This window comes from Stenotrophomonas sp. EMP41, from assembly GCF_047495535.1.
Lineage (GTDB): Bacteria > Pseudomonadota > Gammaproteobacteria > Xanthomonadales > Xanthomonadaceae > Stenotrophomonas > Stenotrophomonas sepilia.
The window spans coordinates 4,220,065-4,241,540 of the sequence record NZ_CP179923.1; the positions used below are offsets into that span (position 1 = coordinate 4,220,065).

The 21,476-nt window shown below is 67.5% G+C and carries 20 protein-coding genes; 11 read left to right on the forward strand and 9 right to left on the reverse strand.

Annotated elements, in window-relative coordinates; all coding sequences use genetic code 11:
* Nucleotides 1-12 precede the first annotated feature (12 nt).
* Nucleotides 13-1,689 carry an electron transfer flavoprotein-ubiquinone oxidoreductase gene (locus tag ACMGRF_RS19280; RefSeq protein WP_049416605.1) on the reverse strand — a complete coding sequence of 559 codons (1,677 nt, stop codon included), beginning with the start codon at nt 1,687-1,689 and terminating at the stop codon, nt 13-15.
* A 316-nt stretch (nt 1,690-2,005) separates the two neighbouring features.
* Between ACMGRF_RS19280 and ACMGRF_RS19285 the strand changes: the two genes are divergently transcribed.
* Complete coding sequence (locus ACMGRF_RS19285; protein ID WP_049416607.1) at nt 2,006-3,169, forward strand: acyl-CoA dehydrogenase family protein; 1,164 nt, start codon at nt 2,006-2,008, stop codon at nt 3,167-3,169.
* 82 nt (nt 3,170-3,251) lie between these two features.
* A complete protein-coding gene (locus tag ACMGRF_RS19290; protein WP_099488124.1) occupies nt 3,252-3,737 on the forward strand; it encodes a hypothetical protein in 486 nt (161 codons plus the stop codon).
* Nucleotides 3,738-3,910: 173 nt separating this feature from the next.
* On the opposite strand, the gene ACMGRF_RS19295 is transcribed toward ACMGRF_RS19290, so the two are convergent.
* Entirely contained in the window at nt 3,911-4,390 is a 480-nt protein-coding gene (locus tag ACMGRF_RS19295) for a tRNA (cytidine(34)-2'-O)-methyltransferase (RefSeq protein ID WP_049416608.1), read from the reverse strand.
* Nucleotides 4,391-4,459: 69 nt separating this feature from the next.
* Nucleotides 4,460-4,936 carry a hypothetical protein gene (locus ACMGRF_RS19300; protein ID WP_049416610.1) on the reverse strand — a complete coding sequence of 159 codons (477 nt, stop codon included), beginning with the start codon at nt 4,934-4,936 and terminating at the stop codon, nt 4,460-4,462.
* Nucleotides 4,937-5,352: 416 nt separating this feature from the next.
* Between ACMGRF_RS19300 and ACMGRF_RS19305 the strand changes: the two genes are divergently transcribed.
* The 4 genes from ACMGRF_RS19305 to ACMGRF_RS19320 all read left to right on the forward strand — a co-directional run bounded on the left by ACMGRF_RS19305 (nt 5,353) and on the right by ACMGRF_RS19320 (nt 10,864).
* Nucleotides 5,353-8,202: a M16 family metallopeptidase gene (locus tag ACMGRF_RS19305; RefSeq protein WP_414485490.1), complete on the forward strand. Its 2,850-nt coding sequence runs from the start codon at nt 5,353-5,355 to the stop codon at nt 8,200-8,202.
* A 194-nt stretch (nt 8,203-8,396) separates the two neighbouring features.
* On the forward strand, nt 8,397-8,714 hold the full coding sequence (locus ACMGRF_RS19310) for a DUF4156 domain-containing protein (protein ID WP_005407628.1): 318 nt from the start codon (nt 8,397-8,399) through the stop codon (nt 8,712-8,714).
* A 102-nt stretch (nt 8,715-8,816) separates the two neighbouring features.
* Nucleotides 8,817-9,833 carry a 3-oxoacyl-ACP synthase III gene (locus ACMGRF_RS19315; RefSeq protein WP_005420782.1) on the forward strand — a complete coding sequence of 339 codons (1,017 nt, stop codon included), beginning with the start codon at nt 8,817-8,819 and terminating at the stop codon, nt 9,831-9,833.
* A gap of 140 nt (nt 9,834-9,973) precedes the next feature.
* Nucleotides 9,974-10,864 carry an alpha/beta fold hydrolase gene (locus ACMGRF_RS19320; RefSeq protein ID WP_099488115.1) on the forward strand — a complete coding sequence of 297 codons (891 nt, stop codon included), beginning with the start codon at nt 9,974-9,976 and terminating at the stop codon, nt 10,862-10,864.
* 100 nt (nt 10,865-10,964) lie between these two features.
* Here ACMGRF_RS19320 and ACMGRF_RS19325 read toward each other — a convergent pair whose 3' ends face one another.
* Nucleotides 10,965-11,396, reverse strand: a complete 432-nt coding sequence (locus ACMGRF_RS19325) for a YkgJ family cysteine cluster protein (RefSeq protein ID WP_049416617.1) — start codon at nt 11,394-11,396, stop codon at nt 10,965-10,967.
* 104 nt (nt 11,397-11,500) lie between these two features.
* On the opposite strand from ACMGRF_RS19325, the gene oleC reads away from it, so the two are divergent.
* The 3 genes from oleC to ACMGRF_RS19340 all read left to right on the forward strand — a co-directional run bounded on the left by oleC (nt 11,501) and on the right by ACMGRF_RS19340 (nt 14,385).
* Entirely contained in the window at nt 11,501-13,159 is a 1,659-nt protein-coding gene (oleC, locus tag ACMGRF_RS19330) for an olefin beta-lactone synthetase (RefSeq protein WP_414485491.1), read from the forward strand.
* Nucleotides 13,156-14,148: a 2-alkyl-3-oxoalkanoate reductase gene (gene oleD / locus ACMGRF_RS19335; RefSeq protein WP_414485492.1), complete on the forward strand. Its 993-nt coding sequence runs from the start codon at nt 13,156-13,158 to the stop codon at nt 14,146-14,148. The genes oleC and oleD overlap by 4 nt, the downstream gene beginning before the upstream one ends.
* Before the next feature lie 81 nt (nt 14,149-14,229).
* Entirely contained in the window at nt 14,230-14,385 is a 156-nt protein-coding gene (locus tag ACMGRF_RS19340; RefSeq protein ID WP_005407633.1) for a DUF1328 domain-containing protein, read from the forward strand.
* Nucleotides 14,386-14,461: 76 nt separating this feature from the next.
* On the opposite strand, the gene ddlA is transcribed toward ACMGRF_RS19340, so the two are convergent.
* Complete coding sequence (gene ddlA, locus ACMGRF_RS19345) at nt 14,462-15,556, reverse strand: D-alanine--D-alanine ligase (RefSeq protein ID WP_414485493.1); 1,095 nt, start codon at nt 15,554-15,556, stop codon at nt 14,462-14,464.
* Nucleotides 15,557-15,965: 409 nt separating this feature from the next.
* On the opposite strand from ddlA, the gene ACMGRF_RS19350 reads away from it, so the two are divergent.
* Together ACMGRF_RS19350 and ubiB are read left to right on the forward strand one after the other, a co-directional pair.
* The gene (locus ACMGRF_RS19350; protein WP_005420772.1) at nt 15,966-16,601 is read left to right on the forward strand and encodes an SCP2 domain-containing protein; all 636 of its coding nucleotides are present in this window, start codon (nt 15,966-15,968) and stop codon (nt 16,599-16,601) included.
* Complete coding sequence (gene ubiB / locus ACMGRF_RS19355) at nt 16,598-18,253, forward strand: ubiquinone biosynthesis regulatory protein kinase UbiB (RefSeq protein WP_414485494.1); 1,656 nt, start codon at nt 16,598-16,600, stop codon at nt 18,251-18,253. Before ACMGRF_RS19350 ends, ubiB begins: the two co-directional genes overlap by 4 nt.
* A 52-nt stretch (nt 18,254-18,305) precedes the next feature.
* Here the strand turns inward: ubiB and ACMGRF_RS19360 are convergent, their stop codons facing one another.
* Genes ACMGRF_RS19360 through ACMGRF_RS19375 form a run of 4 tightly spaced genes read right to left on the reverse strand, consistent with a single transcriptional unit; the run spans nt 18,306 to nt 21,438 of the window.
* Complete coding sequence (locus tag ACMGRF_RS19360; RefSeq protein ID WP_414485495.1) at nt 18,306-19,091, reverse strand: YaiO family outer membrane beta-barrel protein; 786 nt, start codon at nt 19,089-19,091, stop codon at nt 18,306-18,308.
* Nucleotides 19,092-19,095: 4 nt separating this feature from the next.
* On the reverse strand, nt 19,096-19,701 hold the full coding sequence (locus ACMGRF_RS19365) for an acetyltransferase (RefSeq protein WP_049413629.1): 606 nt from the start codon (nt 19,699-19,701) through the stop codon (nt 19,096-19,098).
* Nucleotides 19,688-20,827, reverse strand: a complete 1,140-nt coding sequence (locus ACMGRF_RS19370) for a glycosyltransferase (protein ID WP_049413627.1) — start codon at nt 20,825-20,827, stop codon at nt 19,688-19,690. Before ACMGRF_RS19370 ends, ACMGRF_RS19365 begins: the two co-directional genes overlap by 14 nt.
* Nucleotides 20,827-21,438 carry a PIG-L deacetylase family protein gene (locus ACMGRF_RS19375; protein WP_049413625.1) on the reverse strand — a complete coding sequence of 204 codons (612 nt, stop codon included), beginning with the start codon at nt 21,436-21,438 and terminating at the stop codon, nt 20,827-20,829. Before ACMGRF_RS19375 ends, ACMGRF_RS19370 begins: the two co-directional genes overlap by 1 nt.
* Between the last annotated feature and the right edge of the window lie 38 nt (nt 21,439-21,476).

The window sequence follows — 21,476 nt, forward strand, 5'->3', positions numbered from 1 at the left end:
AGCCCGGGGCGATCACATGCCCGAGTAGTTCGGGCCGCCGCCGCCCTGCGGGGTCACCCAGACGATGTTCTGGGTCGGGTCCTTGATGTCGCAGGTCTTGCAGTGCACGCAGTTCTGCGCGTTGATCTGCAGGCGCGCGTTGTCGGCGTCGCCGACGAACTCGTACACGCCGGCCGGGCAGTAACGTGCTTCGGGACCGGCGTACTCGGCCAGGTTCACCTTCACCGGAATGCTCGGATCCTTCAGCGTCAGGTGGCTGGGCTGGTTCTCGTCGTGGTTGGTGCTGCTCAGGAACACCGAGCTGAGACGATCGAAGGTCAGCACGCCATCGGGCTTGGGGTAGGCGATGCGGGTGTGCTGGGACGCCGGCTCCAGGCAGGCGTGGTCCGGCTGGGTGCGGTGCAGGGTCCACGGCGGGTTGCGCACGCCCAGCTTCGGCAGCAGCCACTGCTCCACGCCGGTCATCAGCGTGGCAACGGTCTGGCCCTTCTTGAACCACTGCTTGAAGTTCTTGGCCTGCTGCAGTTCGTTGAACAGCCAGCTCGATTCGAACGCCTTCGGGTAGGCGCTCAGTTCATCGTGCTGGCGGTCGGCAGCCAGCGCGTCGAACGCAGCGTCGGCGCACAGCATGCCGGTCTTGATCGCGGCATGGCTGCCCTTGATGCGGCTGGCGTTGAGGTAGCCGGCCTCGCAGCCGACCAGCGCGCCACCGGGGAACACCGTCTTCGGCAGCGACAGCAGGCCGCCGGCGGTGATCGCACGCGCGCCGTAGCCGATGCGGGTACCGCCTTCCAGGTGCTTGCGGATATCCGGATGGGTCTTGAAGCGCTGGAATTCCTCGAACGGGCTCAGCCAGGGGTTCTTGTAGTCCAGGCCGACCACGTAGCCGATGGCGACCTTGCCACCGTCGGCGTGGTAGAGGAACGCGCCGCCATAGGTGTCGCTGTCCAGCGGCCAGCCAGCCGCATGCACCACTAGGCCCGGCTCATGCCTGGCCGGGTCGATCTGCCACAGCTCCTTGATGCCGATGCCGTAGGCCTGCGGGTCCTTGCCTTCGTCCAGTTTGTAGCGGGCGATCAGCTGGCGGCCGAGGTGGCCGCGCGCACCTTCGGCGAAGACCGTGTACCTGGCGTGCAGCGCCATCCCACGCTCGAAGGCCGGGCCGATGCTGCCGTCCTTCTCGATGCCCATGTCGCCGGTGGCCACGCCGATCACCTCGCCGTTGTCGCCGTACAGCACTTCTGCAGCGGCGAAGCCAGGGAAGATCGCAACCTCCAGCGCCTCGGCCTGCTGCGCCAGCCAGCGGGTCACTTCGCCCAGGCTGATGATGTAGTTGCCTTCGTTGTGGAAGCACTCCGGCAGCAGCGCATTGGGCGTGCTGCGCGACCCGGTCTCGCTGAGGAACAGGAACTCGTCGCGGGTGACCTTCTGCTTCAGCGGTGCGCCGCGTTCGGCCCAGTCCGGGAACAGTTCGGCCAGCGCGCGCGGATCCATCACCGCGCCGGACAGCACGTGCGCGCCCGGTTCGGAGCCCTTCTCCAGCACGCATACCGACAGCTCGCGGCCGGCTTCGAGCGCGCGCTGGCGCAGGCGGATCGCGGTGGCCAGGCCGGCGGGGCCGGCGCCGACGATCACCACGTCGAACTCCATTACTTCACGCGGGGGCAGGGCGTTGGCTTCAGCGCTCATCGATTGCATGACTCGTGGGTAGGGCCGGCATCGGGGCCACCGGCGGTGCCTGGGAATCGCGCGTGCGGCCACGGGCGAAACGGTTGTTTGAATGTGTCAGGGTACCGGGCCGCGCGTGATCGAGCTAGATCGGCGATGTTCACCTCATGATTGCTGCAGTGCAGCGTAATGATCGTGGCCGGGTAGGTGCCAACCTCGGGTTGGCACATTGCTTCACCGCCCGGACCTGCATCCGTGTGGACCAAGGTCCACACCTACCAGACGCGATGCGTGCGGATGACCGACAATGGCCGGGTCCTGACTGCGCGTGAGTGCCATGGCTTTGCATCCGTACGATCTGTTCGATGTCCGTTCCCTGCTCAACGAGGAAGAGCGCGCAGTGCAGGAGAGCGTCGCCCGCTTCACCAACGAGCGCGTGCTGCCGATCATCGGCGATGCCTTCGACCAGGCCCGCTTCCCCGACGAACTGGTGCCTGAGATCGCTTCGTTGGGCCTGCTGGGCGCGACCCTGCCGACCCAGTACGGCGGCGGTGGCCTCGGCGCGGTCAGCTATGGCCTGATCTGCCAGGAGCTGGAGCGCGGCGATTCGGGCCTGCGCAGCTTCGTCTCGGTGCAGAGCTCGCTGTGCATGTATCCCATCTACGCGTACGGCAGCGAAGAACAGCGCCAGCAGTGGTTGCCGGCGATGGCACGCGGCGAGCTGATCGGCTGCTTCGGCCTGACCGAGGCGCACGGTGGGTCCGACCCGGCCAGCATGAAGACCCGCGCGGTGCGCGACGGCAGCGACTGGCGCATCAGCGGCAGCAAGATGTGGATCACCAGCGGCCCGGTGGCCGACCTGGCCATCGTCTGGGCACAGACCGAGGACGGCATCCAGGGCTTCGTGCTGGAGAAGGGCATGGCTGGCTTCACCACGCAGGAGATCAAGCACAAGATGAGCCTGCGCGCATCGCTGACCGGTGCGCTGTTCTTCGATGACGTGCGCGTGCCCGACAGCCACCGCCTGCCGAACGTGAAGGGCCTGAAGGGGCCGCTGGGCTGCCTGACCCAGGCCCGCTATGGCATCAGCTGGGGCCCGATAGGCGCGGCCATCGCCTGCCTGGATGAAGCGCTGGGCTACGCCAAGGAGCGCGTGCTGTTCGGCCGCCCGCTGGCGGCCACCCAGAGCGCGCAGATCAAGCTGGCCGAGATGGCCCGCCGCATCACCACCGCCCAGCTGTTGGCCCTGCAGCTGGGCCGGCTGAAGGAAGCCGGCCAGCTGCAGCCGCAGCAGGTCAGCCTGGCCAAGTGGAACAACTGCCGCATGGCCATCGACATCGCCCGCGAGTGTCGCGATCTGCTTGGTGGGGCTGGCATCACCACCGAACACGTGGCGATCCGGCACGCGCTGAACCTGGAATCGGTGATCACCTATGAAGGCACCGAGACCGTGCACCAGCTGGTGATCGGCCGCGAACTGACCGGCATCAACGCGTTCTGAGTGCACCGGTAGTGCCGGCCGCTGGCCGGCATTGCCGAGTAGGGTGGGCGGCAACGGACGCCTATCCGGAGATGCAAACTGAATGAAGAACAATTCCACTGTAAGACTGCTGTGCCTCCCGCTGCTCTTCCAAGCCTCCGTGCTGCAGATGGCGTGGGCAGGCAACAGGGATGATGCGGCATGGGCAGGCAGCTATTCGCAGGCGAGCGATCTGTGTACCGAACCGGGCAGCGGACGCAGTTGCCGCGATGGGTTCAGGGACAGCCTGTCGATTGTCGAAGAATCACTGGGCTATAGGGTTGAGCTGCACAGTACCCAGTCGATGCAGCACGTCTGCTCCTTCGTGCTGCATATGAAGCCAGAAGGCGGAAAACTGATTCATCAGTCCGAACTGGGCACAGTGGCGATCGAGAAACATGCAGGTGCGCTGAGAGTCTCATCCGGCGGGATGGACCCGACGGTAACGGGCTTGGGCATGTGCGGTGCGCATGCCGATATTGATGGTCTGGAGTTTTCTTCTGTCGGCAATCGCACGCGCCCCGGGCAACGCAAGGGCGCCCACTCCTGATTGATCCAGGCGGAAGGCATCCACGCATGGCGTGGATCTACTGCGCGGCTGTCGGGTCCGCCTTGAAGCGGGCCGAGGAGCGCAGTGTACCGGTGCGCAGCACCGGCTCGCCGATGGCGGCGCGTTTCTTTGGTTACTTTCTTTGCGCGAGCAAAGAAAGTGACACACGTGAGCTACGCGCCGCCGGCAAACCCATGCTGCCGCCACGCCTCGTACATCACCACCGCAACGGTGTTGGAAAGATTGAGGCTGCGGTTGCCCGGCCGCATCGGCAGGCGCAGGCGGCGGCCGTCGGGCAGGGCATCGAGCACCTCCTGCGGCAGGCCGCGGCTTTCCGGGCCGAACAGGAACGCATCGCCCTCTTCAAAGGCCACGCTGTCGTAGCGCACGCTGGCGCGCGTACTGAGTGCGAACAACCGGTTCGGTGCGATCCGCGCCAGCGCGGTGTCCAGGTCGGGGTGCACCTGCAGGCGCGAGTACTCGTGGTAGTCCAGGCCGGCGCGCTTGAGCTGCTTGTCTTCCAGTGCGAAGCCGAGCGGCTCGACCAGGTGCAGTTGCGCGCCGGTGTTGGCGCAGAGCCGGATCACATTGCCCGTGTTGGGCGGGATTTCCGGTTGGAACAGGATCACGTGGAACGGGGGCGCGGCATTCATCGGCGCAGTGTACCTGCGACGACCGCCGCCTTTACGGCGCACGCCCTGCTCGGGGCAGGGCGGCACCGGTTACGGGCGCAGCAGGACCTGGGCGGTTTCGGTGGCCAGGGCCTGCAGATCGGCGGCGCTCGGACGCACCTGCAGGGCCGGCAGGTTGACGATGACCGAGTGGGCGACGTTGGTCGCGGCCGCAGCAAGAGTGGCGGCGTAGCGCTGGGCTTCCAGTTCGGCGGCCAGGGCGACGCGCTGTTCCAGGCTCGGGCGCACTTCCACCGAGGCCAGCGTGGTGATCGGCAGCGCGGCGGCAACCGGGGCGGCGACGTAGCCGTTGCGCTCGGCCAGCTGGTCGGCGCTCGGGCGCACTTCCACGGTGGCCAGGGTCGGGATGCCGCTGGCCTGTTCCCAGGCCTGCTGGGCCAGCTGGTCGGCGGCCGGGCGAACCTGCACGGTGGCCAGGGTCTTGATGGATTCGGAGGCCTGCACCGACGAAACAACCGCGGTGCCGGCGATCAGGGCGATGGCGATGGCAATGGTCTTGGCGTTCATGACGGGGCCTGTTTAGTGTTGGTGAGCAGTGGTGTGGTAGTAAGGTAGTACACCAGTTCTGGGCATGCAAGAGAAATTTTCGATTTCCTGCATTTGTTCAGTCTTCAGTCAGCTTTTGTCTGAAGCCCTTCTTGGCGCAGGAAGTACCAAGCAATCCGCGTGCCAACTTTTAGTTATTGATTTGCAAGGGTTTTATGTGGTCCCGAAAGTGTCCGCTGGGCGGACACCTGTCCATTCGATAAGGCGCGGACACTGTCCGGACGCCTTCAGCCGGCGTCTGTGACGTTTCAAGAGCGCCCGTGGGCGTCGGGCTGGATGGCCATCTGGGCAAACACCCCCAGTGACTGGCGACCGATTCCTGCCGCCGCGTGCGCAGGCTAGGATCGGGGTTCACCTATGTGACCAAGGATCCGGATATGTCTCTCGCCCTTCGCCCGCGCACCGCATTGCTGGCCGTCGCCCTCAGCACCGCCCTGGGCACGCTTGCTCCTACCTCCGCGCTTGCCGCCAGGCCCGCGGCACCGGCCAAGGTCGATATCCCGTACGAGCAGTTCACCCTGCCCAACGGCCTGCGCGTGATCGTGCATACCGATCGCAAGGCGCCGATCGTCGCGGTCAACGTCTGGTACCACGTGGGCAGCAAGGACGAGCCGGCTGGTCGTACCGGCTTCGCGCACCTGTTCGAACACCTGATGTTCCAGGGCAGCGAAAACCACGACGGCGAATTCTTCGAACCGTTCAAGCAGGTCGGTGCCACCAACCAGAACGGCACCACCAACACCGATCGCACCAATTACTTCGAGAACGTGCCGACCACCGCGCTGGACATGGCGCTGTGGATGGAATCGGACCGCATGGGCCATCTGGTCGGTGCGATCGACCAGGCCGCGCTCGACGAGCAGCGTGGCGTGGTGCAGAACGAGAAGCGCCAGGGCGAGAACCAGCCCTACGGCCAGGCCTGGGACCAGCTCAACAAGGCGCTGTACCCGGTGGGCCACCCGTACCACCACGGCGTGATCGGGTCGATGAACGATCTGAACGCGGCGTCGCTGGATGACGTGAAGACCTGGTTCCGTACCTGGTACGGCCCGAACAACGCGGTGCTGGTGCTGGCCGGCGACATCGACCTGGCCACCGCCAAGGAAAAGGTCGCCAAGTACTTCGGCAGCATCCCGGCCGGCCCGACCATGGCGCAGCCGGCGGTGAACGTGGCCAAACGCAGTGCCGACACGCGCGAGACGATGACCGACAAGGTGCCGCAGGCGCGCATTTACCGTGCCTGGAACGTACCGCAGGTCGGCACCACCGAGGTCGATCAGCTGCAGTTGTTCGCGCAGGTGCTGGGCGGTGCCAAATCTTCGCGCCTGAGCCAGCGCCTGCAGCACCAGGACAAGCTGGTGGACAGCATCGCGTCGGGCCTGTCGACTTCGCAGCTGGGCTCGAACTTCGTGATCATGGCCACGGTCAAGCAGGGCCAGGACCCGGCCAAGGTCGAGAAGATCATCGACGAGGAACTGGACCGGCTGATCAAGCAGGGCCCGACCGCGGCCGAACTGGAGCGCGCCAAGACCGGTGCCCGCGCCGGTTTCATCCGCGGCATCGAGCGCATCGGTGGCTTCGGCGGCAAGGCCGATGCACTGGCCGAGTGCGCGGTGTTCACCGGCGACCCGGGCTGCTTCCGCACCTCGCTGGCCAACATCGAGAAGGCCAGTGCTGCTGATCTGAGCCGGCTGGGCGCGCAGTGGCTGGACAAGGGCAGCCACACCCTGGTGATCGCACCGGGTGAGCGCGTGGCGCTGAAGGAAGACCCGAGCCAGGCGCCGAAGCCGTTCACTGTGCCGGCGGTGGACCCGAAGTACAGCACCCTGCCCGAGCAGGTCGACCGCAAGGCCGGCGTGCCGCAGACCCGCGAGTTCCCGCAGCTGAAGTTCCCGGCGCTGCAGCGCGCCACGCTGAAGAACGGCACCGAGGTGATCCTGGCCGAGCGCCACGAGATTCCGGTGGTGCAGTTCAGCTACCAGTTCCCGGGCGGCTTCAGCGCCGACCAGGGCCGCAAGCCGGGCACCGCCAACTTCACCATGAGCCTGATGACCGAAGGCGCCGGCAAGCTGGGCTCGCTGGCCTTCGCCGACGCCGCAGATGCGCTCGGCGCCAGCCTGGATGCCTCGGCCGGCCTGGACTCGATGAGCGTGGAGCTGTCGGCGCTGAAGGAAAACCTGGTGCCGTCGCTGGCGCTGTACCGCGACCTGCTGCGCGACCCGCGCTTCGAGCAGGGCGAGATCGACCGGGTCAAGGCGAGCTGGATCGCGGGCATCCAGCAGGAGAAGGTCAACCCGGGTGCGGTGGCGATGCGCGTGCTGCCCCCGCTGCTGTACGGCAAGGGCCACCCGTATGCCATTCCGTTTACCGGTAGCGGTGACGAGGCGGCGATCAACGGCCTGACCCGCGAGGACCTGGTCGACTTCCACCACGACTGGCTGCGCCCGCAGAACGGCACCTTGATCGTGGTCGGCGACACCACCCTGGCCGAGATCGTGCCGCTGCTGGACAAGCAGCTGGGCGACTGGAAGGCCAGTGGCGAGGCCCCGCAGGTGAAGGCGGCCACCGACGTTGCGCTGCCGAAAGGCCCGCGCGTCTTCCTGATCGACCAGCCGGGCGCGGTACAGGCCAACCTGTTCGCCGGCCAGGTGGTGGCACCTTCCAGTGCCACCAGCTCGACCCGCTTCGACATCGCCAACGGCGTGATCGGTGGCGACTTCACCTCGCGCCTGAACATGAACCTGCGCGAGGACAAGCACTGGTCGTACGGTGCGCGCAGCAGCGCGGTCAATTCGGTGGGCCAGCGCCCGTGGATGGCCAGCGCGCCGGTGCAGATCGACAAGACCGGCCCGGCACTGGCGGAAATGCGCAAGGAAATCGCCGCGTTCGCCGATGGCAGCAAGCCAGCCACCGCTGCCGAGGTCAACCGCATCCGCAACATCCAGACCCTGAGCCTGCCCGGTGCCTACGAGACCGCCAGTGCGGTGGCGTCGACCATCGGTTCGATCGTGCAGTTCAAGCGCCCGGACGATTACGTGCTGCGGCGCAAGGCCGAGATCGAAGCGATGACCCCGGCGCAGGTGCAGCAGGCCGCCGCCGAGATCAAGCCGCAGGTCCTGACCTGGGTGGTGGTGGGTGACCTCAAGCAGACCGAAGCGGCCGTGCGTGCGCTGAACCTGGGCGAGGTGACGGTGATCGACGCCGAAGGCAACCCGGTCAAGAAATAAGGGATGTGCCTGCCCGCCACGGCGGGCAGGTCTCCCGTGGTAGCGCCGGGCCATGCCCGGCGGCTTTCCGGCGGCCAGCCATGCCGCGCTGTGCGCTCGCCGGGCATGGCCCGGCGCTACCTGGGCTCCGCCACGGCTACCCCCGATTCAGGCTGTTCAGGCAGAATCCCCCCATACCCTTCCAGGATCTGCCCATGCGCGTTCTGCTGCTTTCCTCCCTGCTGCTCACCGTCACCGCCTGTACCTGGGTGCCGATCGAACCGGCCGGCAAGGCGACCCGCGTGCTGCCGGCGGGCCCGGTTCCAGCCGGCTGCATCGCCAAGGGCGAGGTGGTGGTCACCGTGAAGAGCAAGGTCGGCTTCTACAACCGCAACCCGCTGCGGGTGCAGGAAGAGCTGGAAACCCTGGCCCGCAACGAGGCCCCGAGCGCCGGCGCCAATGCCGTCCAGGCCGCTGCGGCCCCCGCCGATGGCAGCCAGCGCTTCGCCGCGTTCCAGTGCCCGCCGCGCTGAACGCTTCACCATACGGCCGAGGCTGAATTCGTAAAGATGCGGTGAAAGCCCGGGGGTTATAGAATAGCGCCCCCTTTTGCCTGAGCCTTGGCGCTAACCTCGATGCTCTTCAAGAATGTCTCGATCGCCGGCCTGGCACACGTCGACGCACCGCATACGCTGACGACCAAGGAAATCAACGAACGCCTGCAGCCGACGCTGGATCGCCTGGGTATCCGTACCGATGTGCTTGGCGACATCGCCGGCATCCACGCCCGCCGCCTGTGGGACAACGGCGTGCTGGCGTCGGACGCCGCCACCATGGCCGGCCGCAAGGCACTGGAAGACGCGGGCATCACCGCGACCCAGGTCGGCCTGCTGGTCAACACCTCGGTCAGCCGCGACTATCTGGAGCCGTCCACGGCCTCCATCGTGTCGGGCAACCTCGGTGTCAGCGACGAATGCATGACCTTCGACGTCGCCAATGCCTGCCTGGCCTTCATCAACGGCATGGACATCGCGGCGCGCATGATCGAGCGCGGTGATATCGACTACGCGCTGGTGGTGGACGGCGAGACCGCCAACCTGGTGTACGAGAAGACCCTGGAGCGCATGACCGCCCCGGACGTCACCGCCGATGATTTCCGCAACGAGCTGGCCGCGCTGACCACCGGGTCGGGCGCCGCGGCGATGGTGATGGCGCGCGCGGAGCTGGTGCCGGACGCGCCGCGCTACAAGGGCGGCGTGACCCGCTCGGCCACCGAGTGGAACCAGCTGTGCCTGGGCAACCTGGACCGCATGGTCACCGATACCCGCCTGCTGCTGATCGAAGGCATCAAGCTGGCGCAGAAGACCTTCAGCGCCGCCAAGATCGCACTCGGCTGGGCCGTGGAAGAGCTGGACCAGTTCGTGATCCACCAGGTCAGCCAGCCGCATACCGCCGCGTTCATCAAGAACTTCGGCATCGACCCGAAGAAGGTCATGACCATCTTCGGCGAGCACGGCAACATTGGCCCGGCCTCGGTGCCGATCGTGCTGAGCAAGCTCAAGCAGCTGGGCAAGCTGAAGAAGGGCGATCGCATCGCGCTTCTGGGTATTGGCTCGGGCCTGAACTGCTCGATGGCTGAAGTGGTCTGGTAAGCAGCCCGTTGCCCGACCTCCTGTAGAGCCGAGCCCTGCTCGGCTCACGCGCGCAGCGCGGCTCTTCCGCAGCGGACCGGAGAGCAGCCGAGCAACGGCTCGGCTCTACATTGCGCCGCGACTCTCCTTAGGTGCTCCGCATGCGCGATCTTCCCGGTTATCCCGCCCACCCGCAGCGCTTCGAGGTCCGCCCCGGCCTGTCGATGAACTATCTCGACGAGGGCCCGCGCGATGGCGAGGTGGTGGTGATGGTGCACGGCAACCCGTCGTGGAGCTACTACTGGCGCACGCTGGTAGCCGGCCTGTCGGACAGGTACCGGTGCATCGTGCCGGACCACATCGGCATGGGCCTGTCGGACAAGCCCGATGACAGCCGCTATGAGTACACGCTGCAGTCGCGCGTGGACGATCTTGATGCGCTGCTGAAGCATCTGGGCGTCACCGGCCCGGTGACGCTGGCCGTGCACGACTGGGGCGGCATGATCGGCTTCGGCTGGGCGCTGTCGCACCACGACCAGGTGAAGCGCCTGGTCGTGCTCAACACCGCTGCCTTCCCGATGCCGGCGGCGAAGAAGATGCCGTGGCAGATCGCGCTGGGTCGCCACTGGAAGATCGGCGAGTGGATCATCCGCAGCTTCAACGCATTCTCGTCCGGCGCCTCGTGGCTGGGCGTGGAGCGCAGGATGCCGGCCGACGTCCGCCGCGCCTATGTGTCGCCGTACAACAGCTGGGCCAACCGCATCAGCACCATCCGCTTCATGCAGGACATCCCGCTGTCGCCGGCCGACAAGGCCTGGTCGCTGCTGGAGCGTGCCGGCAAGGCACTGCCGTCGTTCGCCGACCGCCCGGCCTTCCTCGGCTGGGGCCTGCGCGACTTCGTGTTTGACCATCATTTCCTGAAGGGTTTCCAGGCCGCACTGCCGCAGGCCCAGGTGCATGCCTTCGAGGACGCCGGCCACTATGTGCTGGAAGACAAGCATGAAGTGCTGGTGCCGGAGATCCGTGCGTTCCTGGACGCCAACCCGATCTGATCGGTTCCCGGGGGGGATTCCGGTAGTGCCGGCCGCTGGCCGGCAACCTCATGAACCCGGCGCGCATAGCGCGCTTGCCGGCCAGCGGCCGGCACTACCACTACGCCGCGACCGGCGCCTGCGGTGGCGAGGACGGGCTGTTGCCGTTGTCGTCCGGGTGATCGTCGTCGTTGTCGGCGTCATCGCGCCACCGCCAGTCGGCCGGCGTCAGCGGATCCAGGCCATAGGCGATGCGCGCCTTGTCGCACTGCGGGCTGGCCTTGCCGTACTCCCACGATGCATCCACCTCACGGCACACGCTGGGCCGGTTGGGGTGGATGGTGCAGCGCGAGTAGACGCCGATCTGCGCATCCAGCGCCACGCAGCGCACCGGCCTGGAGTGGGTGCCGCGCATGCACAGGCGGTGTGGGTCCAGCACCTCGGTGAGCTGGTGCGGCACGCCGCCGGGGGTGACCTCGTCCGATTCCATCCAGTGGAAGGCCACGCGGTATTGGGTGCAGCAGGCGCCGCAGGTCATGCAGGGATGTTGCATGGGCAAGCCGCCTCGGGCGGCAGTCGGAATCGGGAACGAGGGTGCGGATTTTCCACGAAGTGGGCCGCCGCGCAAGAAATTCCGTAAGCGGCGACAATGAACGGATGAACCGACCCTGCAACATTGCCGCGCGCCTGCCCGAACTGGCGCGTGAACGCCCCGACCAGATCGCCATCCGCTGCCCGGGCCGCCGCGGCGCCGGCAACGGCATGGCCGCCTACGATGTCACCCTCGATTACCGCCAGCTGGACGCCCGCAGTGATGCCATGGCCGCCGGCCTGGCCGGCTACGGGATCGGCCGTGGCGTGCGCACGGTGGTGATGGTGCGGCCTTCTCCGGAGTTCTTCCTGCTGATGTTCGCGCTGTTCAAGCTGGGCGCAGTGCCGGTGCTGGTCGATCCGGGCATCGACCGGCGCGCGCTGAAGCAATGCCTGGACGAAGCCCAGCCGCAAGCCTTCATCGGCATTCCGCTGGCGCATGTGGCGCGGCTGGTGCTGCGCTGGGCGCCGTCGGCCACCCGGCTGGTGACGGTCGGCCGCCGCCTCGGCTGGGGCGGTACCAGCCTGGCCGCGCTGGAACGTGCCGGTGCCAAGGGGGGGCCGATGCTGGCCGACACCGATGGCGAGGACATGGCCGCGATCCTGTTCACCAGTGGCTCCACCGGCGTGCCCAAGGGCGTGGTCTACCGCCACCGCCACTTCGTCGGCCAGATCCAGCTGCTGGGCAGTGCCTTCGGCATGGAAGCGGGTGGGGTGGACCTGCCGACCTTCCCGCCGTTCGCGCTGTTCGACCCGGCGTTGGGCCTGACCTCGGTCATCCCGGACATGGACCCGACGCGGCCGGCGCAGGCCGACCCGGGACGCCTGCACGATGCCATCCAGCGCTTCGGGGTGACCCAGCTGTTCGGCTCGCCAGCCCTGATGCGGGTGCTGGCCCGGCACGGGCGGCCACTGCCGACGGTGACCCGGGTGACCTCGGCCGGGGCACCGGTGCCGCCGGACGTGGTCGCCACCATCCGCAGCCTGCTGCCGGCCGATGCGCAGTTCTGGACCCCCTATGGCGCCACCGAGTGCCTGCCGGTGGCGGTGGTCGAAGGCCGCGAACTGGAGCGCACCCGCGCGGCGACCGAGGCCGGTGCCGGCACCTGCGTGGGCAGCGTGGTGGCCCCCAACGAGGTGCGCATCATCGCCATCGACGACGCACCGCTGCCGGACTGGTCGCAGGCGCGCGTGCTGGCGGTGGGTGAAGTGGGGGAAATCACCGTGGCTGGGCCGACCGCCACTGACAGCTACTTCAACCGCCCGCAGGCCACGGCGGCGGCGAAGATCCGCGAGACGCTGGACGACGGCAGCACGCGCATCGTCCACCGCATGGGCGATGTGGGCTACTTCGACGCGCAGGGCCGCCTGTGGTTCTGCGGGCGCAAGACCCAGCGCGTGGAAACCACGCGCGGGCCGCTGTACACCGAGCAGGTCGAGCCGGTGTTCAACACCGTGGCCGGCGTGGCGCGCACGGCACTGGTCGGCGTCGGCGCCGCCGGCGCGCAGGTGCCGGTGCTGTGCGTGGAACTGCAGCGCGGCCAGTCCGACAGCCCGGCGCTGCAGGAAGCGCTGCGTGCACATGCCGCCGCCCGCTTGCCGGAGGCCGGCCTGCAGCACTTCCTGGTGCATCCGGCGTTCCCCGTCGATATCCGTCACAACGCCAAGATCGGCCGCGAAAAGCTCGCCGTCTGGGCCAGCGCCGAACTGGAGAAGCGCGCATGAAGATCCTGGTCACCGGCGGTGGTGGTTTCCTTGGTCAGGCGCTGTGCCGTGGCCTGGTCGAGCGTGGCCACCAGGTGCTGGCGTTCAACCGCAGTCATTACCCGGCGCTGCAGGCCATGGGCGTGGGCCAGATCCGCGGTGATCTGGCCGATGCGCAGGCGGTGCTGCATGCGGTGGCCGGCGTCGATGCGGTGTTCCACAACGGCGCCAAGGCCGGCGCATGGGGCAGCTATGACAGCTACCACCAGGCCAACGTGGTCGGCACCGACAACGTCCTCGCGGCCTGCCGCGCGCATGGCATCAGCCGGCTGGTCTACACCTCAACGCCCAGCGTGACCCACCGCGCCACGCATCCGGTGGAAGGCCTGGGGGCCGACGAGGTGCCGTACGGCGAGGACTTCCAGGCACCGTATGCGGCGACCAAGGCGATCGCCGAACAGCGCGTGCTGGCCGCCAACGATCCGTCGCTGGCGACGGTGGCACTGCGCCCGCGCCTGATCTGGGGCCCGGGTGACCAGCAGCTGGTGCCACGCCTGGCCGAGCGTGCACGGCAGGGCCGCCTGCGCCTGGTGGGGGATGGCAACAACAAGGTCGATACCACCTACATCGACAACGCCGCGCTCGCGCATTTCCTCGCTTTCGAGGCACTGGCGCCGGGTGCAGCGTGTGCGGGCAAGGCCTACTTCATCTCCAACGGCGAGCCGCTGCCGATGCGCGAGCTGGTCAACAGGCTGCTGGCCGCTGTTGGCGCGCCGACGGTGGACAAGGCGATCAGCTTCAAGACCGCGTACCGTATCGGCGCCATCTGCGAGCGGCTGTGGCCGCTGCTGCGCCTGCGTGGCGAGCCGCCGCTGACCCGCTTCCTGGCCGAACAGCTGTGCACGCCGCACTGGTACAGCATGGAACCGGCGCGCCGTGACTTCGGCTACGTGCCGCAGGTCAGCATCGAAGAGGGTCTGCGCAGGCTGAAGGCTTCATCTGCTGCATAGATCGCCATCACTGGTTGCACACCGCAGGATCGGGAGGATGGACCCACGCCATCCAAGGCTCGACCACCCGCGAGGAGCGCCATGCTGCACTACGCCATCATCTTCTTTGTCATCGCCATCATCGCCGCCGTTCTGGGTTTCTCCGGAATTGCCGGCGCCGCAACCAACATCGCCTGGATCCTGTTCGTGGTGTTCCTGATCCTTGCGGTGATCTCGATGTTCCGCAAGCGCGGCTAGCCGGTAGTGCCGGCCGCTGGCCGGCATCGCTTTCCGCAGAGTCGAGCCATGCTCGACTCTGCGGGCGATCACGACGTTACACAGCGCTCTGCAGCCCGCGATCGGCCTCATGGCGCTCCAGCGCCAGTTCGATCAGGCGCGTGATCAAGGTCGTGTAGTCGACACCGCTGGCGCCCCACAGCTTCGGATACATGCTGATGCGGGTGAATCCGGGCAGGGTATTGATCTCGTTGATGATGATCTCTCCGCCTGCGGTGAGGAACACATCCACCCGCGCCATGCCGGCACACTCCAGCGCCTGGTAGGCCTGCAGCGCGATCTGCTGGATGCGTGCCTGGGTGCCGGCATCGATATCGGCCGGTACCACCACCTCGGCACCATCCTCGTTGATGTACTTGGTGTCATAGGCGTAGAACTCGTCGTGCACCACCACCTCGCCGCACAGGCTGGCCTGCGGATGTTCGTTGCCCAGCACCGCGCACTCGATCTCGCGGCCGATCACCGCCGATTCCACCAGCACCTTGTGGTCGTAGCGCAGCGCCATTGCCAGCGCTTCGGCAAAGCCCGCCGCATCCTTGACCTTGCTCACGCCTACCGACGAGCCCTGGTTGGCCGGCTTCACGAACAGCGGCAAGCCAAGCTGGGCGATCACCGCATCGACATCCACTTCCGCCACCTGGTGGCGGCGGATGCACAGCCACGGCGCCAACTGCAGCCCGGCGTCGCGCAGCAGACGCTTGGTCACGTCCTTGTCCATCGCCACTGCCGAGCCCAGTACCGGCGAACCGACGAAGGGCAGGTTGGCCATGCGCAGCAGCCCCTGCAGCGCACCGTCCTCGCCCAGCGGCCCGTGCACGATCGGCAGCACCACATCGATCTGGCCGAGCGCGCTGGCCGCATCGCACGGCTGCAGCTGCCCCTGCTCGGCGCCCGGGCGCACCGCCAGCGACGTGCCGGACCGATGCAGCGCGATGCGCGCGGGATCTTCGGCATTGATCAGGAACGTCTCCGGCTGGCTCAGGTGCCACTGCCCCTGCTTGTCGATGCCGACCAGCACCGGCTCGAAGCGGTCGCGATCGAGCGCATCGAGGATGTTCTTCGCCGACTGCAGCGAAACTTCGTGCTCGGAAGACTTGCCCCCGAAAATGATGCCGACCCGGGTCCGTGCCATGGGAAATGCGATGTCCTGTGCGTTGCGTGGCCTCATAGCATGAACCTTCATCGGCCCTCCGCGTGAGGCACAGATGAACCGGATATCCATCCACGCATGGCGTGGATCTGCCGTGTCGACCAAGGTCGACACCCACCAACAGCAACACAGAACGCCGTCCCGACAGATCGCAGCAAGCTGTCCAAGGCGGGGTGGGTCCGGTTGCGGGGGCGTGAGCGCCATGGATGGCGCGACCGAGCTTACATGGACGTACTTGCAGCGTCCCCCGCAACCGGACCCATCCCGCCAACCCACGGAATGCCCGCTGTTGCTGTTGGGGTTGAGGTTTGCCGGCCAGCGGCCGGCACTACCGCGGGTGCCGGGCGGCAGCCCGGCCCAAGCCCCCCACCCACGCAGGTAGAATGCGCCCATGGCTCTTTCCCTGCTCAAGTCCCTCAAGCCGGTCGCTGGCCGCGCCCTGCAGATCGCCCTGAACCGCGCGCTGGCGCTGGATCCGGATACCCGCCATGCCCTGGCCAGCCTCGATGGCCGGCACATCGACCTGACCCTGGAAGCGCCGTCGCTGGCGATGCGCATCAGCGTCGACGGCGACCAGCTGCGGGTCGGCCCGGTGGATGCGCAGGAAGCCGACCTGGCCGTGCGCAGCAGCCTGGCCGGCGTGCTGGCGCAGCTGCCGCTGCTGGCCAACGCACGGCGCGGCGAGTCCAACAACAAGGGCCGTGTACGCGTGGCCGGTGACGCCGAACTGGCGCGGCGCCTCCAGCAGCTGGCCAAGGGCTTCGACCCGGACTGGCAGCAGCCCTTCGTCAGCGTATTCGGCGAGGTACTGGGCGTGCAGGTTGCCAACACCCTGCGCAGCGCCCTGCAGCATGCGCGCCAGGGTGCGATCGACCTGGCCCACAGCGCCGCCGAATTCATCACCGAGGAGTCGCGCGACGTGGTGCCGCGTGCCGAGCTGGATGCCTTTCATGATGACGTGGACGTGCTGCGTGATGACGTCGAGCGTCTCGGCGCGCGCGTGCAGCGCCTGCGGGGTGCCGCATGAAGGCCGTGCTGCGGGCGAGCCGCATCGGCCGGGTGATCCTGCGTTACCGCCTTGACGACCTGCTGCAGGGCACGCCGGCCGAGCGTTGGCTGCGCCTGGCCAAGCCGTTCGTGCCGCGTGCCTCGGTCGACATCGCCGCACAGTCGCGCGGTGCGCGCCTGCGGCTGGCGCTGCAGGATCTCGGCCCGATCTTCGTCAAGTTCGGCCAGATCCTCTCCACACGCCGCGACCTGGTGCCGCCGGATGTGGCCAACGAGCTGACCCTGCTGCAGGACCGGGTCAAGCCGTTCGACGGCGATACCGCGCGCCGGATTGTCGAGGAAGCGCTTGGCCTGCCGGTCAGCGAGGCGTTCGCCAGCTTCGATACCGAACCACTGGCGTCGGCTTCGATCGCGCAGGTGCATGCGGCCACGCTGGCCGATGGCCGCCAGGTGGTGGTCAAGGTGCTGCGCCCCGGCATCGAGAAGCAGATCGATGCCGACATCGCCCTGCTCAACTCGCTGGCCGCGCTGGTCGAGCGCACCCATCCGCGCGCCGACAAGATCCGTCCGCGCGAAGTGGTGGCCGAAGTCGAGAACACCCTGGCCGCCGAGCTGGACCTGCAGCGCGAAGGCGCCAATGCCAGCGTGCTGCGCCGCTTCTGGGAGAACAGCGACGACCTGTACGTGCCGGAAGTGATCTGGAGCCATACCGCCGAGCGCGCGCTGACCCTGGAGCGCGTGTGGGGCATTCCGTCCGACGACATCGCCGCGCTCGACAAGGCGGGCATCGACCGCAAGGCACTGGCCGCCAAGGGTGTACGGGTCTTCTACACCCAGGTGTTCCGCGACAACTTCTTCCATGCCGATGCGCACGCCGGCAACATCTGGGTCGACACCGATCCGGCCCGCCGCGCCGATCCGCGATTCATCGCGCTGGACTTCGGCATCATGGGGCAGCTGTCGCAGGAGGATCAGTACTACCTGGCCGAGAATTTCATGGCCATCTTCAACCGCGATTACCGCCGCATCGCCGAACTGCATGTGCAGGCGCGCTGGATGCCGGACAACGTGCGCATCGATGATCTGGAAGCGGCTGTGCGTTCGGTGTGCGAGCCGTACTTCACCCGTCCGCTGTCGCAGATCTCGCTGGCCGAAGTGCTGATGAAGCTGTTCCGCGTGGCGCAGCGCTACCAGCTGACCCTGCAGCCGCAGCTGATCCTGCTGCAGAAGACCCTGCTGAACATCGAAGGTGTCGGCCGCCAGCTGGATCCGCAGATCGATATCTGGGCGGTGGCCAAGCCGGTGCTGGCGAAGATCCTGCGCGAGCGCTACAGCCCACGCCGGGTCGTGCGCGAGATTGGCAAGCGGTTGCCGGAAATCATGACCCACGCGCCGGACATGCCGCGCCTGGTACACGCCTGGCTGACCCAGCAGGTGGAGGGGCGCCACGAACTGGCGATGCGCTCGCGCGACCTGGTCGCGCTGGATGCCAGCGTGCAGCGCCTGCAGAAGCGCGCGGTCGGCGCGATCACCGGCGTCGGCCTGCTGGCCATCGCCGCGCTGATGTACGTGCTGCAGCCGCCGGGCTGGTACTGGGGCGACCTGCCGATGTGGAGCTGGGTGTCCGGTGCCGTTGGCGCGGCGGCGCTGGCGCGCGCGTGGTGGCGCTGATCCCTGTTTATCCACAGTCGGCGGCGTCACACGCCGCCGACCGGCCACGGCTCTACCAGTGATAGCCCAGGCCCAGGTGTGACTGCACGCTCTGGAAGCGGTCCAGGCGTGTCCTGTGCCAGGTCTTGCCGATGCCCATGTCCACCACCAGATGCTTGCCCAGCGGCTGGCTGCGGCGCAGGAAGGCACGTCGTGCATCGTGTTCGCGCAGCAGCAGCGGATCGGAATCGGCGGTGTAGCCGGAAGTACCGCTGCCCAGCCACAGCTGGGTCGACCCACGGCCCTGCGCATCCTTCAGGCGCAGTGACAGCGTGGTGCCATGGCCGTCGGGCCCATTGGACTGGCGATGCCGCTCGTGGCGCAGTGAGGCGGTCACGCGCGGGAAGTAATGCGCTGCGCCCACCGACCAGCCACTCACGTACGCGCCTGCATGGTACTGGGCGTACTTGCCGCCCACGCTCAGTACGGTCTGCGGTGCCACGTGCCACTGCAGGTCCTGGTTGACCTGGCGGTTGACGAATACCGGGTCATCGTTGGAGGCTGTGAAGGCAGTGCGGGTCGAGACACGAGGACTCCAGCGCTGGTGCAGCGAACCCTGCACGCGATTGCCGCCGAAGCGCTTGCTGCCGTAGTCGCGTTCGCCATGGGCCAGGCCCAGATGCCAACGGCTGTCACCGCTGCGGTCGGCCACGTCCACAGTCTGTACGTCGCGCTTGCCGAAGCCGTCGGTGTAGTCGGCATGGTCCAGTTGCACCGAGACCCGGTCGATGCCGGCGTGGGCGCTGGACACAGCCAGCAGCAGGGCACACGGCAGTGCGCCACGGATGATCAATCGCATGGGGTTACTCCAGGGGTTGGGAATGCAGCGACTGCAGCAGCCGGTAGCGACCGGGCGGCAGGTTTCGTTCCACGGTGATGCGCGGTCCGAACTGGCTGCCCGGCGCGACGATGCGACCGGGCAGGATGATCACGCCGACGCCCAGTGCGGCGCCCTCACCGATCCAGGCACCGAGCTTGTCGCGCTGGCTGTCGATGACGGTGCCATCGATATGGACGGCGACCGTTTTGCCATCCAGGCGATGGTTGCTGGTACGCACCAGCGCGCCCAGGTAGGCACGGGCGTCGACGCGGCTGTCGGCGATGAAGCACTGCGGGCCGATGCAGGCGCCGTCGCCGATCAGTGCGTTCTTCAGTTCACCTGCAAAGCCGATGCGCACGCCGTCGCCGATACGCAGTGGGCCGCGCAGCAGCGCGTTGTTGCCGATCAGGCAGTCGCGGCCGATCGATACCGGCCCTTGCAGCTGGGCGCCGTCGCAGATGCGGCTGCCGGCGCCGATCCTCACGTTGCCCTGCACCGTCGCGCGCGGCGAAACCTGTGCAGTGGAATCGACGTGCGGTGGCAGCGTCGAAAGCGCGGCGGCCATCGCGGCCAAGTCATTCCACCACATGCGGATACCTGGTCGGCTTGTCGCGCAGCGGTTCGCGTCCGGTGAACAGCCCGGCCACGCCGTGCATCAACCAGATCGCGTAGGCGAGCAGCACGTACAACATCGAGAACGCGGCGGCGGGTACCAGCCACGCCCGGCGGTGGTGGATCGCACTGATCACCGCCAGCAACATGACGATGCCAATCCAGAACAACGGCATCACCGACAGGGCGAGGCCACCCGGCCCATGCAGCTGGGCCGCACCGAACCAGACCTGTAGGGTCAGCACGATGCCGGCAAGGGCAAGCAGCATCATCGGCAGGATGCTGAACAGGCCGAAACGGGTCAGCAGCAGGCCACGATGCAGGCGCATGCACACCGCATAGCCGACGATCCAGCGCCGCCAGCGCCGCCATTCCTCGACCAGCGTGTTGCATTCCTGCGGGTAGACCACGCAGCGCACGCTCTGGCGGACGCGGTACCCCTGCGCGACCAGCGACCAGGACATGTCCAGGTCTTCCACGCGGGTGCGGTCGGAGAAGCCGACCTTGCGCAGCACCGAGGTACGGAACAGGCCACACGAGCCGGAGACAATGAACGGTGCGCCGCCCAGCCACTGCTGGAAGCTGCGCTTGATGATGATCATCGGCAGCTTCAGGCTGGCCCGCACATGCGGCAGGAAGCCGGCACCCTGCAGGCTGGACGAGGGCACGCCACCGACCGCATCGGCACCGCGCTCGATCTCGTCCAGCAGGTGGCCCAGGCCATGGCCGCGCGGATCGATGTGGGTGTCGGCGTCGGTCAGGAACACCTGCTCGGCGGTGGCGTGCTGCAGGCCATGCATCAGCGCGCCGCCCTTGCCCGTGTTGGCCTGATGCAACGCCACCAGGCGCCCGGGCCAGTGCGCCTGCAGCGCATCGAGCACCTGCGCGGTGTTGTCGGTGGAACCATCGTTCACGCAGATCACCCGCGCCACGTAGGGGTTCTGCAGCAGGCTGGTCAACGAGCGCTCCAGGCAGGGGGCTTCGTTGTAGGCCGGTACGATCGCATCGATGCTGTACAGGCGCGTGCTGGGGCGGCGCAAGGCCTGCACACACACCCGCGCCAGGATGAAGGCACACATGGCCAGGAACAGCAGCGTTTTCATCACAGCACCAGCCGGTAGGGCACGAAGCCCTCACTGGGGCCGATGCCGATCTGCTGGCCGCGGAACTGCGCGTGGCAGCGCAGGTGATCCTCCTGCATGTAGTGGCGGTCGCCCTGGCTGGCATGCTCGCGCAATGCATGGATCTTCAGGTCCAGCTGTGCGCTGATGTCCTCGAACACCTGCGGTGCGAACTGTGGCAACGTGCTGGGGCTCTCGTAGCAGAGGATCTGCGGGATGCTGCGGCAGGCGATGATTGACGCTTCGTGGACGGTGCGATGGTCCTGGTGATGGTCTTCGCCGCACATCGTGTAGACGCGATGCGGTGTGATCTGCGCGCAGGCCTGCTCGATCGCCGCGACGATGTCGTTGCGGCAGGCAGGAAAGCGGGTATCCGGGAAGTCCCGCTGGATCACCTCGGCCACACCCAGGCGCCGCAACGCGCGGTGCGATTCGTCGCCGCGGTCGATGCCGGCATGGCAGCCACGGCCACCACGGCTGAGCACCAGCGCATGGATGCGTGCACCGGCGCGGGCCAGTTTGGCCAGGCTGCCGCCGCAACCGAGTTCGATGTCGTCGGGGTGGGCGCCGATTGCCAGAATGTCGAGAACCATGGCCGTGTCCTTGCGGAAACCAAGAGGGCAGCGGGCGG

Coding starts and splice junctions, on each gene's coding strand:
- ACMGRF_RS19280 (WP_049416605.1), bottom strand. CDS start 1,689: ATGAGCGCTGAAGCCAACGCCCTGCCCCCGCGTGAAGTAATGGAGTTC.
- ACMGRF_RS19285 (WP_049416607.1), top strand. CDS start 2,006: ATGGCTTTGCATCCGTACGATCTGTTCGATGTCCGTTCCCTGCTCAAC.
- ACMGRF_RS19290 (WP_099488124.1), top strand. CDS start 3,252: ATGAAGAACAATTCCACTGTAAGACTGCTGTGCCTCCCGCTGCTCTTC.
- ACMGRF_RS19295 (WP_049416608.1), bottom strand. CDS start 4,390: ATGAATGCCGCGCCCCCGTTCCACGTGATCCTGTTCCAACCGGAAATC.
- ACMGRF_RS19300 (WP_049416610.1), bottom strand. CDS start 4,936: ATGAACGCCAAGACCATTGCCATCGCCATCGCCCTGATCGCCGGCACC.
- ACMGRF_RS19305 (WP_414485490.1), top strand. CDS start 5,353: ATGTCTCTCGCCCTTCGCCCGCGCACCGCATTGCTGGCCGTCGCCCTC.
- ACMGRF_RS19310 (WP_005407628.1), top strand. CDS start 8,397: ATGCGCGTTCTGCTGCTTTCCTCCCTGCTGCTCACCGTCACCGCCTGT.
- ACMGRF_RS19315 (WP_005420782.1), top strand. CDS start 8,817: ATGCTCTTCAAGAATGTCTCGATCGCCGGCCTGGCACACGTCGACGCA.
- ACMGRF_RS19320 (WP_099488115.1), top strand. CDS start 9,974: ATGCGCGATCTTCCCGGTTATCCCGCCCACCCGCAGCGCTTCGAGGTC.
- ACMGRF_RS19325 (WP_049416617.1), bottom strand. CDS start 11,396: ATGCAACATCCCTGCATGACCTGCGGCGCCTGCTGCACCCAATACCGC.
- oleC (WP_414485491.1), top strand. CDS start 11,501: ATGAACCGACCCTGCAACATTGCCGCGCGCCTGCCCGAACTGGCGCGT.
- oleD (WP_414485492.1), top strand. CDS start 13,156: ATGAAGATCCTGGTCACCGGCGGTGGTGGTTTCCTTGGTCAGGCGCTG.
- ACMGRF_RS19340 (WP_005407633.1), top strand. CDS start 14,230: ATGCTGCACTACGCCATCATCTTCTTTGTCATCGCCATCATCGCCGCC.
- ddlA (WP_414485493.1), bottom strand. CDS start 15,556: ATGGCACGGACCCGGGTCGGCATCATTTTCGGGGGCAAGTCTTCCGAG.
- ACMGRF_RS19350 (WP_005420772.1), top strand. CDS start 15,966: ATGGCTCTTTCCCTGCTCAAGTCCCTCAAGCCGGTCGCTGGCCGCGCC.
- ubiB (WP_414485494.1), top strand. CDS start 16,598: ATGAAGGCCGTGCTGCGGGCGAGCCGCATCGGCCGGGTGATCCTGCGT.
- ACMGRF_RS19360 (WP_414485495.1), bottom strand. CDS start 19,091: ATGCGATTGATCATCCGTGGCGCACTGCCGTGTGCCCTGCTGCTGGCT.
- ACMGRF_RS19365 (WP_049413629.1), bottom strand. CDS start 19,701: ATGTGGTGGAATGACTTGGCCGCGATGGCCGCCGCGCTTTCGACGCTG.
- ACMGRF_RS19370 (WP_049413627.1), bottom strand. CDS start 20,827: ATGAAAACGCTGCTGTTCCTGGCCATGTGTGCCTTCATCCTGGCGCGG.
- ACMGRF_RS19375 (WP_049413625.1), bottom strand. CDS start 21,438: ATGGTTCTCGACATTCTGGCAATCGGCGCCCACCCCGACGACATCGAA.